Here is a 14,539-nt window from a genome sequence, read left to right on the forward strand (position 1 = left end):
CGCTGCAGGGCGACTCAGGCCTTGACCGCGGTCATGAGGATCCAGCCGTCCTCTTCGTCGCTGACCTGCAACGCCACCCAGGGCGCATAGGCGTCGATCAGCTCCTCGGCCTGACGCGCGAGGATGCCCGCGAGCACCAGGTGGCCGCCCGAGCGCACGTGCGAACACAGCAGCGGCGCGAGCACTTTCAGCGGCGTGGCCAGGATGTTGGCCAGCACCAGGTCGTGCTCACCCTGCGCGATGTCGGGCAAGCCCTCCTGCAGCGTGACGTGGTTGGTCGAGGCATTGAGCCGTGTCGACTCCACCGCCGCCGGGTCAATGTCCACGGCAACGATCTCTCGCGCGCCGAACTTGGCTGCACCGATGGCCAGAATGCCGGAGCCACAGCCGTAGTCGAGCACACGTTGACCCACCGGCGGGTGCTGCGCCGTCCAGCGCAGACACATGCGGGTGGTCGGGTGCGTGCCGGTGCCAAACGCCAGACCCGGGTCGAGCCGGATGATCTGCTCGGCCGCAGCGGGTGGCTCGTGCCAGCTCGGCACGATCCAGAACGTGGGTGTGATCTCCACCGGGGCAAACTGCGATTGGGTCAGTCGCACCCAGTCCTGCTCGGGCACAGGCTGCATGCCGAGCACCGCGCAACCTTCAAAAAAATCCTGCAGCTTGAGCAACTCGGCTGCCTCTCGCGCCGCGGCGTCGGAGCCAAACAACGCCACCACCCGCGAGCGCTGCCAGCCCTCCTTGGGCGGGGGCATGCCGGGCTCGCCGAACAGCGCCTGCTCGGCATCCGTCATGGCGTCGGCGTCTTCCACCGAGGTGCTCAGGGCGTCGAGCGCGTCCAGCGCCTCGCTCACGGCCTCGACCGAAGCCTCAGGCACCATGAGCACCAACTCAAACAATGAAGGCATGAAAAATTTCCAGGGGTCAACCAACCGCAACGCGTGAAAAGAACTCAACCCCAGAACACCGCGGAACTGGCTTTGCCAGGCCGCAGGTGTTGCCCCCTGTGGGGGAGGCGCCGCAGGCGCTTCGGGGGAGGGACCTACCTTTCACGTTGGGAGAGCCACTCTTCAAGGTAGTGGATGTTGGTGCCGCCTGCCACGAAGCTGGCGTCCACCATCAGCTCGCGGTGCAGCGGGATGTTGGTCTTGATGCCTTCGATGACCGTCTCGGCCAGCGCCGTGCGCATGCGGGCCAGCGCCTGCTCCCGCGTGTCGCCGTGCACGATGATCTTGCCGATCATGGAGTCGTAGTTCGGCGGCACGAAGTAGTTGGTGTAGGCATGGGAGTCCACGCGCACGCCCGGGCCACCTGGCGCGTGCCAGGTCGTGATGCGACCGGGCGACGGGGTGAACTTGTAGGCGTCTTCGGCGTTGATGCGGCACTCGATGGCATGCCCACGCAACTGGATCTGGCGCTGCGTGAACGGCAGCTTCTCGCCCGCTGCAACCGCGATCTGTGTGCGCACGATGTCCACGCCCGAGATCCACTCGGTCACCGGATGCTCCACCTGCACGCGGGTGTTCATTTCGATGAAATAGAACTCGCCGTTCTCGAACAGGAACTCGAAGGTGCCTGCGCCGCGGTAGCCGATCTTCTTGCAGGCAGCAGCACAACGCTCGCCGATTTTCTCGATCAGACGGCGCGGGATGCCCGGTGCCGGCGCCTCTTCGATCACCTTCTGGTGGCGGCGCTGCATGGAGCAGTCGCGCTCACCGAGGTACACCGCGTTGCGGTGCGTGTCGGCCAGGATCTGGATCTCGATGTGGCGGGGGTTCTGGAGAAACTTCTCCATGTAGACCTCGGCATTGCCGAAGGCGGCGCCGGCCTCGGCCTTGGTGGTCTGCACCGCGTGCAGCAAGGCCGCTTCGGTGTGCACCACGCGCATGCCGCGCCCGCCACCACCGCCCGCGGCCTTGATGATCACCGGGTAGCCCACGGCCTTGGCCGTGCGCTTGATGACCACCGGATCGTCGGGCAACGCGCCTTCGGAGCCAGGCACGCACGGCACGCCGGCGCGGATCATGGCCTGCTTGGCCGACACTTTGTCGCCCATGAGGCGGATGGAGTCGGGCGAAGGGCCGATGAAAGTGAAGCCGCTCTTTTCCACGCGCTCGGCAAAGTCGGCGTTCTCCGAGAGAAAACCATAACCGGGGTGGATGGCTTCGGCGTCGGTCACCTCGGCTGCCGAAATGATGGCTGGCATGTTGAGGTAGCTGTGGGTGCTCGAAGCCGGGCCGATGCACACCGCTTCGTCGGCCAGGCGCACGTACTTGGCGTCGCGGTCGGCCTCGGAATACACCATCACCGCCTTGATGCCCATTTCGCGGCAGGCGCGCTGCACGCGCAGCGCGATCTCTCCGCGGTTGGCGATCAGGATTTTCTTGAACATGGGCTCGTGGCCTTCTTTATTCGATCACGTACAAAGGCTGGCCGTACTCGACGGCCTGGCCGTTGTCCACCAGGATCTTGGTTACGGTGCCGGACTTGTCGGCTTCGATCTCGTTGAGAATCTTCATGGCCTCGACGATGCAGATCGTCTCGCCTTCCTTGATGGTGTCGCCAATCTCGACGAAGGGCTTGGCACCCGGGCTCGATGCGCGGTAGAACGTCCCGACCATGGGCGACTTGACGGTGTGACCCACGGGTTCGGCGGGTGCCGCCGCCGCGGCGGGCGCGACCTCAACAGCCGGCACCACCGAGGGCGCCACGGGCGCGGGTGCCATGCTGTAGGTCACGGGCGCGGCAGCAGATACCGGCGCGCTCTTGACGATGCGAACCTTGCCCTCGGCTTCCGTGATCTCCAGCTCCGACACGTTTGATTCGGACACCAGGTCGATCAGCGTCTTTAGTTTTCTCAAATCCATGATTTCTCCAACGAAAAGCGGCTAATTTGTTCTAAGTTCGAGCAACTTCAAGATTGCCGACACACCCCCATCAGCCAGGGTGCCGCAGTGTACACGAAGGGGTGTGCGGTAGAACACGCTCGGCTGGTCTCGGTTTGCAGCCCTGCTGTCCAACGCTGATTGCCGTTTTTACGGACAAAGCTGGAATTTAGCCCTTTGTCGCGGCGGGTTCCAGGCAATGGATCAGCGGTCGATTGCCAGCGCCGCGGCCTCAGACCGGCTTCACCCACTGGGCCAGGTCGGCCTCGGAGACTTTGCCGATCTTGCGGTGAAGCACCGCGCCCTCAAGCCCGAACACCACCGTGTACGGCAGGCTGCCGCTCGGATTGCCCAGGCTGCGGCTGAGATCGGTGCCGGCAAAGCCCGCCATGCCCACGGGAAAGTTCAGAGGCAGCTTCTGCATGAAGCCGCGCACCGCACTGGGCTGGTCAACCGCCAGGCCGAGCACCTGCCAGCCTTGCGCTGCGTGGGCTGTGTTGAACGCGTTGAGCAAAGGCAACTCTTCCACGCACGGCGGGCACCAGGTGGCCCAGAAATTCACCAGCAAAGGACGCCCGCGCATGGCCGCGAGGTTCACAGCCTCGCCGTTGGGTCCTTCAAAGTTGCTGGCCCAGAACGCCGCTTCGGCGCCACTCAACACAGGCTGCGGCGCGATCCGGCGCCACGACATCCATGCGCCCGCAGCGGCGGCGGCCACGGCGGCCCCCGCCATCAGAAGGGTTCTTCGTTGTGACTTCATGAGGCGGTTTTATCCAGTCCAGGGGTTTCAGCCGACTCGGCCATGCGCAGCAGCAACGCGGCGGCATCTCCTCGAGGTTTGCGGCCTTGGGCATCGGGCTTGAGGGCGCCGCGCAAATCGTCGTGCTCGTGCACCATCAGGTGAACAAGCACCCACTGACCCAGCGCATCGCATCGTGTGCGCAAGGTCAGTGCCTCCACCGGCTCCCCGCGCCACCCGTTCACCGTGCCGGGGTGGTATTCCACCCGGTGATCGAGCAAGGCCCACTCGGGCGCCTTGGGGTCGTCGCAAAAGAGCTGGATATAGAGATCGCTGTGGCGCGTGGCGGTTCCGTGCCAGACCGATCCGCCCAGGTGCGGGCGAAAGGCTTTGAGGCGCTCCATCCACAGCAGGGCGAGTTCGCGCAGGGCCAACAACTCGACTGGCTGGGTGTCGGCACAGAAAATGTCGATGTGCTCGCGCACCGCCGCTTCCAGCATGGTGTTGTCGGGCAACGCGGTTCGGGTGGGCAGCCCAAGTTGCTTGACGGCCTGGCGCTTGGCAGCCGCGTACTCCAGCCCGTCCTCGGCCACCAGGCGGGCGGCCACAGCCGCGATTTCAAATGTGATGTCGTCCCGGCTCGCTTCCATCCGCAGGATTGTGCCCGCCCCGGGGATGGGTCGCGGCGGCGCGCGGCCATACCCGCAAGAACCGGGTGGGCCGCCACCTAGAATCGCCCGATGCACATTCACATCCTGGGCATTTGCGGCACTTTCATGGGTGGCCTGGCCGCCCTGGCCCGCGAAGCCGGCCACCGCGTCACCGGCTGCGATGCCGGCGTCTATCCCCCCATGAGCGACCAGCTGCGCGCGCTGGGCATCGACCTGATCGAAGGTTTCGGCGCCGACCAGCTGGCGCTCAAACCCGACATATTCGTGATCGGCAATGTGGTGAGCCGCTCGCGCAAACCCGATGGCACGCCGAAGTTTCCATTGATGGAAGCCATCATGGACAGCGGGGCGGCCTACACCAGCGGCCCGCAATGGCTGGCCGAACACGTGCTGCAGGGCCGCCACGTGCTGGCCGTGGCCGGCACCCACGGCAAGACCACCACCACCGCCATGCTGACCTGGATCCTGGAGGCCAATGGCCTGCAGCCGGGATTCCTGGTGGGCGGAGTGCCTTTGAACTTCGGTGTGTCCGCCCGCTTGGGCACACCGGCAGCTGGCGCGAACCGTTTTGCCGCCGGGCCGCCCCAAGGCAAAGCAGCCCCCTCGGGGGGCAGCGAACCACACGCAGTGGGGAGCGTGGGGGCTTTCGTTATTGAAGCGGATGAGTACGACACGGCCTTCTTCGACAAACGCAGCAAGTTCGTTCACTACCGCCCGCGCACGGCCGTCCTGAACAACCTCGAGTTCGACCACGCCGACATCTTTGACGACCTCGCCGCCATCGAACGCCAGTTCCACCACCTGATCCGCACCGTGCCGCCCTCGGGGCGCGTGGTCTCCAACGGGCTGGAAGAAGGCCTGGACCGCGTGTTGCACCAGGGCCTCTGGAGCGAGCTGCGCACCTTTGGCGCGGCCGTGAGCGACTTCACCGCCGTGGGCGAACCCCACGCCTTCGACGTGCTCAACCAGGGCCGCCCGGCCGGCCGCGTGGAGTGGTCGCTCAGCGGCGTGCACAACCAGCTCAACGCGCTGGCGGCCATTGCGGCGGCCGAGCATGTGGGCGTGGTTCCAGCCGATGCGGCGCGGGCACTGGCCAGCTTCGAGAACGTGCGCCGGCGGATGGAAGTGCGCGGCACGGTGGAGCGCGCGGGCGGCGCCATCACGGTCTACGACGACTTTGCCCACCACCCCACCGCCATCCGCACCACGCTGGACGGCCTGCGGCGCCGCCTCGGCCGCTCGCATGGGCGCATCCTGGCGGTGTTCGAGCCGCGCAGCAACACCATGAAGCTGGGCACGATGAAGTCGCAGTTGCCGTGGAGCCTGGAAGCGGCCGACCTTGCGTTCTGCCATTCGGGCGGCCTGGACTGGGACGCCACCGAGGCCCTGGCCCCCATGGGCGCAAGGGCCCAGGTGGGCAAGAACATCGACGAGCTGGTGGCGCAAGTGGTGTCGGCCGTGCAGCCCGGCGACCACATCGTTTGCATGAGCAACGGTGGGTTTGGCGGTGTGCACGAGCGCCTGCTGAAGGCGCTCGCCGCCTGAATTTAGTAACTCAGGGCCTGAGCCGGCACGTCAATTGAGATCACCGGTTTCGCGAGTGCCGCACTGGCCGCCCGCGCAAACGCCATCGCCCAGGCGCGGTGCGCCTGTTCACGAAAACGCTCCTCACCCGCGGCCTCGGCCACGCACAGAACCTTGTCGGCCGTGAGCACCTTGCCGGTGGGCCGGATCGGCTCGCAACCGAGAAACGTGAACTGCTCGTCCAGCCAGCTGCGGGCCAGGTCGTGCGGCATGGGTTGCACCTCTTCCAGATCGAAGAGATAGGCCGCCGACGGACTCCAGCTCACGGTGACTTGACTTCGCATGGTGAATCTCCTGATGGGCTTCCATTGTGGCCCTCCCCCGCAGCGCCGCACACCGTGAAAGCCCGCGGCGGGGATCAGGCTTTGGCCTGGCGTGCGGTCTGCACCGCGCCCGCCAACACCTCCAGCGCCTCCAGCGAGTCGCTCCAGCCCAGGCAGGCGTCGGTGATGCTCTGACCGTACTTGAGCGCGCCGACCTCGTCCTTGCCCGGGGTGAACTTCTGCGTACCCGCCTCGATGTGGCTTTCGATCATCACGCCGAAGATGCTGCGCGAACCGCCAGTGATCTGGCCAGCGATGTCGCGTGCCACTTCCAGCTGCTTCTCGTGCTGCTTGCTGCTGTTGGCGTGACTGCAGTCCACCATCAGGCGCGGCGCCAGCTTGGCGGCCTCAAGCTCCTTCACCGACGCGGCCACGCTGGCGGCATCGTAGTTGGGCGCCTTGCCGCCGCGCAGGATCACGTGGCAGTCCTTGTTGCCGTTGGTCTGCACGATCGCGACCTGGCCGTTTTTGTGCACCGACAGGAAGTGGTGGCCACGCGAGGCCGCCTGGATCGCGTCGGTGGCGATTTTGATGTTGCCGTCGGTGCCGTTCTTGAAGCCGATGGGAGCCGACAGACCCGAGGCCAGCTCGCGGTGCACCTGGCTCTCGGTGGTGCGCGCACCGATGGCGCCCCAGGCGATCAGGTCGCCGATGTACTGCGGCGAGATCACGTCGAGGAACTCGCTGCCGGCGGGCAGACCCAGGCGGTTGATCTCGATCAGCAGCTGGCGCGCGATGCGCAGGCCTTCGTCGATGCGGTAGCTCTCGTCCAGGTAGGGGTCGTTGATCAGGCCCTTCCAGCCCACGGTGGTGCGTGGCTTCTCGAAGTACACGCGCATCACGATCTCCAGCGTGTCGGCGTACTTGTCACGCAGCGGCTTGAGGCGGCGCGCGTAATCCACCGCCGCAGCCGGGTCGTGGATCGAGCACGGGCCAATGATCACCAGCAGGCGGTCGTCTTTCCCGTGCAGGATGTTGTGAATGCGATGGCGGGTCTGGCTGATCAGCGTCTCCACCGGCGTGCCGCCAATGGGGAAGAAGCGGATCAGGTGTTCAGGAGGTGGCAACACGGTGATGTCCTTGATGCGTTCGTCGTCGGTCTGGCTGGTCTTGTCGATCGAACGGGTGTGCCAGGCATCGCTGCTGGTCGGGGCATGTTTCGCGGTCATCACGGGGCTCCTGGGGCTGGTGTTGCGGGTGGGGGAACAGGGTCGAAAAAAAACCGCCGGGCTGTGGGCTCCGGCGGTTTGTTCGAGATTCGGTGATGCGCTTACAGCCTCGCCTCTCGTCCGCCAGGGACTGAGAACCAAAAATAAAAGGCAAAGAAGTTGCGCGATTGCATAGGTTGGCAATGTAGCACAGGCCTGCTGATCGCGGGCTTACGGCCGGAACACCACGGCGTCCAGGCCCAGCGCACGGATGCGCCCCGCCGCTTCGTCGGCCAGGGCGCGGCTGGCGAACGGGCCGACCCGCACCCGGGTGCGCTGACCCTTGGGCGAGTCCACCACCTGGATGTAGGCAGGCAAGCCGGCATCGATGAGGCGGGCGTGCACACGATCGGCGTTGGCGGCGTCGGCGAACAAGCCGACATTGATGGCTAATCCCTCCAACGGGACAGGACGAACGGGGACGGAGACGGGGGCGGTCGCCGGCGCGGGCACCACCGCAGAAAGCTCGGGTGGTACTGGCGCCACGGTGGTGGGCTGGGTCAATGGTGCAGGCATCGCCTCGATCAGGGGTTCTGCGGGAGGTGCGGAAGGCCCGGCAACGGGCGCGGCAGGCGGTGCCGCCACCTCCGGCACCAACACCGCGGGTACGGGCCGCGGTCGCGGATCGGAGACCCAGCGGGACAAGCCCCAATAGCTCCCCAACGCGGCGGCGGCCAGGGCCACGTTGATGATCGCCAGCACCCACAAGCGCTTGCGAGTGCTGGAACGTTGCGCCAGCGCGGCGCAGGCTTCGCGCACCGTCCTGGCCTCACGCACGGCGCGGGTCATGCGCCGACGCGTGTCGGCGTGTAGCCAGGCGTTGCCGTACACGCCCGGGATCAGGCAGCTCAACACGAAGATCGCGCCGAGAAATCCCCATTCAGCCAGCGAAGGACTGACCTGCCAGTCCCGGCTCAGTCCCAACACCAGCAGGGCCAGACCTTCCACCGCCGCCACGTACATCAGGGCGGCGCCCCACAACTGCCGAAAGACCAGCCAGTTCAGGGTGAGCAAGGCAGCGGCCCAGTTCCAGCCGGGGCCAGCCCTTCCCGCTCCGTCAAAGCGGGCAAACACGGGCAGGTATCGACCGACATTCACCGGGCCCAGGGCCGCACGGTATAGCGCGGTGGTGGTGGTCTCCGAAGCAGGCTGCGGCGTGACGGTCATGCCGGATTCTGGCACGGCATTTCGGTGTGTTTTCTAGGGGTGAACGATGGGCTCGTCGCGCGAAATGCGGCCATCCACCAGCTCCACCAGCCGGTCGCAGCGCGCCGCCAGACGCGGGTCGTGAGTGACCACGACGAAAGACACACCGCGCTCGACGTGCATGCGCCGCAGTTGCACGAACACCTCGTCGGAGGACGCTGTGTCCAGGTTGCCGGTGGGCTCGTCGGCCAGCACCAGCGGCGGCTCCATCACCAGCGCGCGGGCGATCGCCACGCGCTGCTGCATACCGCCGGACAACTCGGACGGCCGCTTGTCCATGGCATGGGCGAGGCCCACCGCATCGAGCAGTTCGCGCGCCTTGGCCAGTTGCGCAGCGCTCACCCGCCCCTCGGCCATGAGCGCGGGCAGGGTCACGTTTTCCAATGCGGTGAAGGCCGGCAGCAGGTGGTGGAACTGGAACACAAAGCCCAGGCGGTTGCGCCGACGCATGGTGAGGCCGTTGTCGTCCAGGCCCTGGACTTCTTCCCCCTGGAACCGGTAGGTGCCCGAGCTCATGCGTTCGAGCAGGCCGAGGATGCTGAGCAAAGTGCTCTTGCCCGAGCCCGAGGGGCCGATGAGCGCAATGAATTCGCCCGGCATCACGCGCAGGTTCAGGCCGTGCAGCACCTCGGCCTCGCTGGGCAGGCCGGCGTTGTAGGTCTTGCGGACGTCGCTGAGATCGATCAGCGGGGCACTGCCGAAGGTGTTCATCACGTCAGAGGCGGATGGCCTGGCCCGGGTCCATGGCTGCGGCGCGGCGGGCCGGCGCGATGGCCGCCAGGACGCCGCACACCGTGGCCAGCACGGCCACCTGCAACGCCAGCAGCGGTGGCAGCGCAATGGAGAACAGCGGCTGTCCGTCGGATCCGCGCACGAAGGTGGTGAACACCCAGATCATGAACACAGCCAGAGCAACGCCAAGCACCGAGCCCACCGCGCCCACCACCGCCCCTTGCACCAGGAACACCCGCAGCACCTGGGCCCGCGTGGCGCCCATGGCCCGCAGGATGCCGATCTCGCGGCGCTTCTGCACCACCGACACCACCAGCACGCTGGCGATGCCCAGCACCACCACCACCAACACCACGCCCCGGATGAGGCCGGTGCTCACCGACTGCGCGTTGAGCGCAGAGACCAGTTGGGCATTGCTCTCCTGCCAGCTCTCCAGCTGGTAGGGCAGTTGGCGGCGCAGTCCATCGGCCAACCCCTGCGCGGCCCAAACGTCGTTCACCGTCAGATCGATCGTGGTGGCGCCGCCGGGCAGTCCGAGCAGGCTTTGCGCGCCCCGCAACGGCACGATCACGGTGCGGCGGTTGAGCTCCTTCACACCAAAATCGACCAGCGCAGTGACACGCACCGATTCGCTCACGGTGGTGGTCTGCACCGTGAGGCGGTCGCCCACGCGCACCCCCAGATCGCTCGCCAGGTCGCGGCCCACCACGGCTTCGCCCGGCGCCAGGCGCGCGGTGCCGCTGACCACCTTGCTGCGCAATCCGACGATGCGGTCGTAACGGTCCAGCTCCACCCCGAACAACGAGATGGATTGCGTGGCTTCGCCGCGCAGCGCCAGCGCGCCCCCGGCCACCATGGGCGACACCGCCGCGATGCCGGGCATGCGCTCCAGTTGCGGCACCAGCGCCTGCCAGTTGGCCACCGAGCGCAGGCGCTGCGCGCGCGGCTGCGCTTCGGTCAAAGTGGTCGTGCCCGCGGCCCTGATGGCGGGTGGCGCCACCACGTCGTCCGGTGCGCTGAGCGTGATGTGGGCCTGCGCGCCCAGCGTCTTGTTCAAGGTGTTGGTCTGCAGGCCGGTGATGAGCGCCGAGATGTAGGCGATCACGGCCACCCCGGCGGCCACGCCCACGATGATCAGCACGGTCTGCATGCGCCCCTCGCGCAAGAAGCGCAGCGCCACCCGCCGCTCGAAACCCAGCCACGCGCTCATGGACGTGCCCTCACCGTTCAACGCCCCATGGCGTTGGTCAGCGCGGCCCCGGCATCGGGCGCAGCCGCACCAGCTGCCATGCGCTGGCCCGGCTGCCAGGGCACCCGCCGTACGCGCACACGCTCGTCGACGTGGGGCGTGCCACCGATCAGCACCACGTCACCTTCGGCCAACCCGTCAAGCACCTCGGCCGCGTCGAGCGTGCGCAAGCCGAGCTTCACCGCGCGGCTGCGCGCGTGGCCCTCGGCGCTCACCATCACGGCGGGCGAACCGTCTGGCAGCGCGGGGCGCAACGCCGCCAGCGGCAGCACCAGCGCACGCTCGCGGCGGGCGGTTTCCACCTCCACCGACACCGTCATGTCCTCGCGAAGAAAGGTCGGCGCGGGCGCATCCAGCGCGAGCTTGACCTCAATGGCGCCGCGCTGCGCATCGACCGACGGTGCGATCGAGAGCACGCGCGCGGTCAGCGGCTGGTCGGCAAACGCGTCGGACACCACCCGTGCGCTCTGGCCGCTTTGCAGTTGATCGAGGAAGCGTTCGTCCACCTGCGCGCTGATCTGCGTGGGACCGGCCAGCGCCAGGCCCAGCAAGGCCTTGCCGGGCTGCACGATCTGACCGGGCTCGACCTCGCGCAACAGCACCTGCGCATCGGCCGGCGCCACCAGCGTGGTCTGGGCCAGCCGGGCACGCGCCGCCTGGGTGGTGGCCTGTGCCACGGCCAGCTGGGCCTGGGCCTGCACCAGGTCGGTCCCGGTGTCTTCGTTGGCCTGCGTCTGGGCGCGCGCGCTGGTCTGCTGGGCCCGGGCCACGTCCAGCGCACGCCGGACCTCGTCCAGGCGCGAAGCGCTCACGAACCCCTGGGCCACCAGCTGTTCGGTGCGCGTGAGCTCGGCCTGCGCGGCACGCACGGTGGCCTCGGTCTGGGCCAGCGCGGCCTGGGCGGCGGTGCGTCCGGTGCTGCGCAGGCCCGCCAAGCGGGCAGCGGCCTGGCGCTCGCCCGCCACCGCCTGCGTCAGCGCGGCGGCGAGTTCGTCGGATTCCAGGCGCAGCAGCACGTCGCTGCGGCGAACCTGCGCGCCTTCTTCAACCAGCACGGCCTGCACCCGCCCGGTGATGGTGCTGCCAATGTCCACCCGCGAGAGCGTGGCCACGCGGGCCGAAAACTGCAGACTGCGCACCAGGGGCGCCGCCTGCAGCTCCACCGCATCCACCGTGGGATGGCGCCAGAGCCACCCAGCCCAGAAGGCAAGCACCAGCAACACACCTGCTGCGCCCCATCCCCAGCGACGTTGAGCGGACGACAGGGTCATGGGTGAAACGGCTTCAGTTGCCGGGCTGGAACAGCCCGTTGTCGGTGGCGGGCGGGGCCACGCCCAAGTGCCGGTAGGCCGCCAGCGTGGCGATGCGCCCGCGTGGTGTGCGCTGCAGAAAACCCTGCTGGATCAGGTAGGGCTCGATCACATCCTCGATGGTGTCTCGCTCCTCGCCGATGCTCGCGGCGATGTTGTCCAGCCCCACCGGTCCGCCGTCAAAACGGTGGATCACGGCTTCCAGCAGCTTGCGGTCCATCAGGTCAAAACCCTGCGGATCCACGTCGAGCATGGCGAGTGCGCGGTTGGCGATGTCCTGGGTGATGGTGCCCGTGCCCTTGACCTCGGCAAAGTCGCGCACGCGGCGCAGCAGCCGGTTGGCGATGCGCGGCGTGCCGCGCGAGCGCCGCGCGATCTCGAAGCCGCCCTCTTCGTCCATGGGTGCATTGAGCAAGCCAGCGCTGCGCTTGACGATGCGGCCCAGCTCTTCGGAGGTGTAGAACTCCAGCCGCGCAACGATGCCGAAGCGGTCGCGCAGCGGGTTGGTGAGCATGCCAGCGCGGGTGGTCGCACCCACCAGCGTGAAGGGTTGCAGGTCCAGCTTGATGCTGCGCGCGGCCGGGCCTTCGCCGATCATGATGTCGATCTGGTAGTCCTCCAGCGCGGGGTACAGGATTTCCTCGACGACCGGGCTGAGCCGGTGGATCTCGTCGATGAAGAGCACGTCGTTCGCTTCGAGGTTGGTGAGCAGCGCGGCCAGATCCTTGGGTTTTTCCAGCACCGGCCCACTGGTCTGGCGCAGGTTCACGCCGAGTTCCTGCGCAATGATGTGGGAGAGCGTGGTCTTGCCCAGGCCCGGCGGGCCGAACAGCAGCACATGGTCCAGCGCCTCGCTGCGCTTCTTGGCCGCGCCAATGAAGATCTCCAATTGCTCGCGCACCTTCACCTGGCCCACGTACTCGTCGAGCAGCTTGGGCCGCAGCGCGCGCTCGATCGCCTCTTCCTTGGGCGAAGCCGGCGCGGCGGACACCATGCGCGGCGCGGGGGTGAAGTCGTCGGTCTGGATGCTCATCTTTTTTACTTGGCCAGTGCTTTGAGCGCGAGCTTGATGCCATCGCTCACCCCCACGTCAGCCGGCAGGGGCTTCAAGGCGGCTGCGGCGTCTTTGTCGCTGTAGCCCAGCGCCATCAGGGCCTGCTGGATGTCGCTTTGCACGTCGCTCTGCGCCGGGCCGCCGCCGGTGAACTGAAGGTCGGCGCCCAGCTTGCCCTTGAGTTCGAGCAGCAGGCGCTCGGCGGTCTTCTTGCCGATGCCGGGCACCTTGATGATGCGGCCGCTGTCCTGTGCGCTGATGGCCTGGGCGAGATCACCCACGCTCATGCCCGAGAGCACCGAGAGCGCGGTGCGGGGGCCAACGCCGCTGATCTTGATGAGCTGGCGAAAGGCCTCACGCTCGGGTGCGGTGGCGAAGCCGTAGAGAATCTGGGCGTCCTCGCGCACCACGAAGTGGGTGAGCAGGGCCACTTTTTCCCCGGTGCCGGGCAGGTTGTAGAAGGTGCTCATCGGCACGTCGACCTCGTAACCGACACCGTGGCAGTCCAGCAGGATCTGGGGTGGGTTTTTCTCCAGCAGCGTACCGGTCAACTTGCCTATCATTGGACGATCCTTTTGAGGAATTATCGGCTTGATTCTCAGACACACCTTCTCCCCGCCCGACAACGTCCGCATGGGTCACCTCTGCGGCCCCCTGGACACCCACATCCGCAGCATCGAGGCGGCCTTGCAGGTCAAGGTGGCGCACCGTTTCGAGCAGTTCCGCATCGAGGGCACCAAGCCCAAGGTGAACCAGGCGCTGGAAACCCTGCAGGCCATGTACGAGATGGCGAAGAAACCGATCCCGGCCGAACAGGTGCAGCTCATGCTGAGTGGCGACACCGCGCTGGCCGACCCGGGCGACGGCGCGCTGGCCATGCAGACGCGGCGCGGCGAGGTGCGCGGGCGCACGCCCAACCAGGCGCGCTACCTGGAGAACATGGCCACGCACGACATCACCTTCGGCATCGGCCCGGCCGGCACCGGCAAGACGTACCTCGCCGTGGCCTGCGCGGTGGACGCGCTGGAGCGCAGCGCGGTGCAGCGCATCGTGCTCACGCGCCCGGCGGTGGAGGCGGGCGAGAAGCTCGGCTTTCTGCCTGGCGACCTGGGTCAGAAGGTCGATCCCTACCTGCGCCCGCTGTACGACGCGCTCTACGACCTGATGGGTGCCGACAAGGTGCAGAAGGCCTTCGAGCGCCAGCAGATCGAGATCGCACCGCTGGCCTTCATGCGCGGGCGCACGCTCAACCACGCTTTCGTGATCCTCGATGAGGCGCAAAACACCACGGTGGAGCAGATGAAGATGTTCCTCACCCGCATCGGCTTTGGCGCCAAGGCGGTGATCACCGGCGACGTGAGCCAGATCGATCTGCCGCGCACCGAGCTCAGCGGCCTGATCGACGCCGAGCGCGTGCTCAAGCGCGTGCAGGGCATCGCGATCACGCGCCTCTCGAGCGCCGACGTGGTGCGCCACCCGCTGGTGGCGCGCATCGTGGACGCCTACGACGCGCGCACGCCCCATGTCGAAGACGCCACGCCGGCCAAACGCGCGCGCCGCAAGGCAGCCTGACGATCA

General features: G+C 67.3%; 15 protein-coding genes. 2 read left to right on the plus strand and 13 right to left on the minus strand.

Annotated features, from left to right (window positions below; genetic code table 11):
• Window positions 1-14 precede the first annotated feature (14 nt).
• From prmA to F9Z44_RS18270, 5 genes are all read right to left on the minus strand, one after another.
• Window positions 15-899, minus strand: coding sequence for a 50S ribosomal protein L11 methyltransferase (prmA, locus tag F9Z44_RS18250; RefSeq protein ID WP_159608804.1), 885 nt, complete (start codon window positions 897-899; stop codon window positions 15-17).
• Between the two features lie 143 nt (window positions 900-1,042).
• Window positions 1,043-2,392, minus strand: a complete 1,350-nt coding sequence (accC, locus tag F9Z44_RS18255) for an acetyl-CoA carboxylase biotin carboxylase subunit (RefSeq protein ID WP_159608127.1) — start codon at window positions 2,390-2,392, stop codon at window positions 1,043-1,045.
• A gap of 16 nt (window positions 2,393-2,408) precedes the next feature.
• A complete protein-coding gene (gene accB / locus F9Z44_RS18260; RefSeq protein WP_159608128.1) occupies window positions 2,409-2,867 on the minus strand; it encodes an acetyl-CoA carboxylase biotin carboxyl carrier protein in 459 nt (152 codons plus the stop codon).
• A gap of 250 nt (window positions 2,868-3,117) precedes the next feature.
• Window positions 3,118-3,618: a TlpA family protein disulfide reductase gene (locus F9Z44_RS18265; RefSeq protein WP_236574185.1), complete on the minus strand. Its 501-nt coding sequence runs from the start codon at window positions 3,616-3,618 to the stop codon at window positions 3,118-3,120.
• 23 nt (window positions 3,619-3,641) lie between these two features.
• Window positions 3,642-4,274, minus strand: a complete 633-nt coding sequence (locus F9Z44_RS18270; protein ID WP_159608130.1) for a hypothetical protein — start codon at window positions 4,272-4,274, stop codon at window positions 3,642-3,644.
• 90 nt (window positions 4,275-4,364) lie between these two features.
• Between F9Z44_RS18270 and mpl the strand changes: the two genes are divergently transcribed.
• Complete coding sequence (gene mpl, locus F9Z44_RS18275; protein WP_159608131.1) at window positions 4,365-5,840, plus strand: UDP-N-acetylmuramate:L-alanyl-gamma-D-glutamyl-meso-diaminopimelate ligase; 1,476 nt, start codon at window positions 4,365-4,367, stop codon at window positions 5,838-5,840.
• A gap of 2 nt (window positions 5,841-5,842) precedes the next feature.
• Here mpl and F9Z44_RS18280 read toward each other — a convergent pair whose 3' ends face one another.
• The 8 genes from F9Z44_RS18280 to ruvA all read right to left on the minus strand — a co-directional run bounded on the left by F9Z44_RS18280 (window position 5,843) and on the right by ruvA (window position 13,524).
• Window positions 5,843-6,163 (minus strand): hypothetical protein, encoded by a 321-nt coding sequence (locus tag F9Z44_RS18280; protein WP_159608132.1) that lies wholly within the window; start codon window positions 6,161-6,163, stop codon window positions 5,843-5,845.
• A gap of 74 nt (window positions 6,164-6,237) precedes the next feature.
• Window positions 6,238-7,371, minus strand: coding sequence for a 3-deoxy-7-phosphoheptulonate synthase (locus F9Z44_RS18285; RefSeq protein WP_159608133.1), 1,134 nt, complete (start codon window positions 7,369-7,371; stop codon window positions 6,238-6,240).
• 210 nt (window positions 7,372-7,581) lie between these two features.
• The gene (locus tag F9Z44_RS18290) at window positions 7,582-8,577 is read right to left on the minus strand and encodes an SPOR domain-containing protein (RefSeq protein WP_159608134.1); all 996 of its coding nucleotides are present in this window, start codon (window positions 8,575-8,577) and stop codon (window positions 7,582-7,584) included.
• A 33-nt stretch (window positions 8,578-8,610) separates the two neighbouring features.
• Complete coding sequence (locus F9Z44_RS18295) at window positions 8,611-9,327, minus strand: ABC transporter ATP-binding protein (protein WP_159608135.1); 717 nt, start codon at window positions 9,325-9,327, stop codon at window positions 8,611-8,613.
• A 4-nt stretch (window positions 9,328-9,331) separates the two neighbouring features.
• Window positions 9,332-10,558: an ABC transporter permease gene (locus F9Z44_RS18300; RefSeq protein ID WP_159608136.1), complete on the minus strand. Its 1,227-nt coding sequence runs from the start codon at window positions 10,556-10,558 to the stop codon at window positions 9,332-9,334.
• 17 nt (window positions 10,559-10,575) lie between these two features.
• Window positions 10,576-11,868: an efflux RND transporter periplasmic adaptor subunit gene (locus F9Z44_RS18305; protein ID WP_159608137.1), complete on the minus strand. Its 1,293-nt coding sequence runs from the start codon at window positions 11,866-11,868 to the stop codon at window positions 10,576-10,578.
• 13 nt (window positions 11,869-11,881) lie between these two features.
• Window positions 11,882-12,940: a Holliday junction branch migration DNA helicase RuvB gene (gene ruvB / locus F9Z44_RS18310; protein ID WP_159608138.1), complete on the minus strand. Its 1,059-nt coding sequence runs from the start codon at window positions 12,938-12,940 to the stop codon at window positions 11,882-11,884.
• 5 nt (window positions 12,941-12,945) lie between these two features.
• Window positions 12,946-13,524 carry a Holliday junction branch migration protein RuvA gene (gene ruvA / locus F9Z44_RS18315; protein ID WP_159608139.1) on the minus strand — a complete coding sequence of 193 codons (579 nt, stop codon included), beginning with the start codon at window positions 13,522-13,524 and terminating at the stop codon, window positions 12,946-12,948.
• Window positions 13,525-13,552: 28 nt separating this feature from the next.
• On the opposite strand from ruvA, the gene F9Z44_RS18320 reads away from it, so the two are divergent.
• A complete protein-coding gene (locus F9Z44_RS18320) occupies window positions 13,553-14,533 on the plus strand; it encodes a PhoH family protein (RefSeq protein WP_159608140.1) in 981 nt (326 codons plus the stop codon).
• The last annotated feature ends 6 nt before the right edge of the window (window positions 14,534-14,539 follow it).

The sequence above is a fragment of the Hydrogenophaga sp. PBL-H3 genome (genome assembly GCF_010104355.1).
In the GTDB taxonomy this organism is placed as follows: Bacteria; Pseudomonadota; Gammaproteobacteria; order Burkholderiales; family Burkholderiaceae_C; genus Hydrogenophaga.

Bases quoted from the DNA above. Each gene is read 5' to 3' on its own strand.
- accC (WP_159608127.1), bottom strand. From the start codon at position 2,392: ATGTTCAAGAAAATCCTGATCGCCAACCGCGGAGAGATCGCGCTGCGC.
- accB (WP_159608128.1), bottom strand. From the start codon at position 2,867: ATGGATTTGAGAAAACTAAAGACGCTGATCGACCTGGTGTCCGAATCA.
- F9Z44_RS18265 (WP_236574185.1), bottom strand. From the start codon at position 3,618: ATGGCGGGGGCCGCCGTGGCCGCCGCCGCTGCGGGCGCATGGATGTCG.
- F9Z44_RS18270 (WP_159608130.1), bottom strand. From the start codon at position 4,274: ATGGAAGCGAGCCGGGACGACATCACATTTGAAATCGCGGCTGTGGCC.
- mpl (WP_159608131.1), top strand. From the start codon at position 4,365: ATGCACATTCACATCCTGGGCATTTGCGGCACTTTCATGGGTGGCCTG.
- F9Z44_RS18280 (WP_159608132.1), bottom strand. From the start codon at position 6,163: ATGCGAAGTCAAGTCACCGTGAGCTGGAGTCCGTCGGCGGCCTATCTC.
- F9Z44_RS18285 (WP_159608133.1), bottom strand. From the start codon at position 7,371: ATGACCGCGAAACATGCCCCGACCAGCAGCGATGCCTGGCACACCCGT.
- F9Z44_RS18290 (WP_159608134.1), bottom strand. From the start codon at position 8,577: ATGACCGTCACGCCGCAGCCTGCTTCGGAGACCACCACCACCGCGCTA.
- F9Z44_RS18295 (WP_159608135.1), bottom strand. From the start codon at position 9,327: ATGAACACCTTCGGCAGTGCCCCGCTGATCGATCTCAGCGACGTCCGC.
- F9Z44_RS18300 (WP_159608136.1), bottom strand. From the start codon at position 10,558: ATGAGCGCGTGGCTGGGTTTCGAGCGGCGGGTGGCGCTGCGCTTCTTG.
- F9Z44_RS18305 (WP_159608137.1), bottom strand. From the start codon at position 11,868: ATGACCCTGTCGTCCGCTCAACGTCGCTGGGGATGGGGCGCAGCAGGT.
- ruvB (WP_159608138.1), bottom strand. From the start codon at position 12,940: ATGAGCATCCAGACCGACGACTTCACCCCCGCGCCGCGCATGGTGTCC.
- ruvA (WP_159608139.1), bottom strand. From the start codon at position 13,524: ATGATAGGCAAGTTGACCGGTACGCTGCTGGAGAAAAACCCACCCCAG.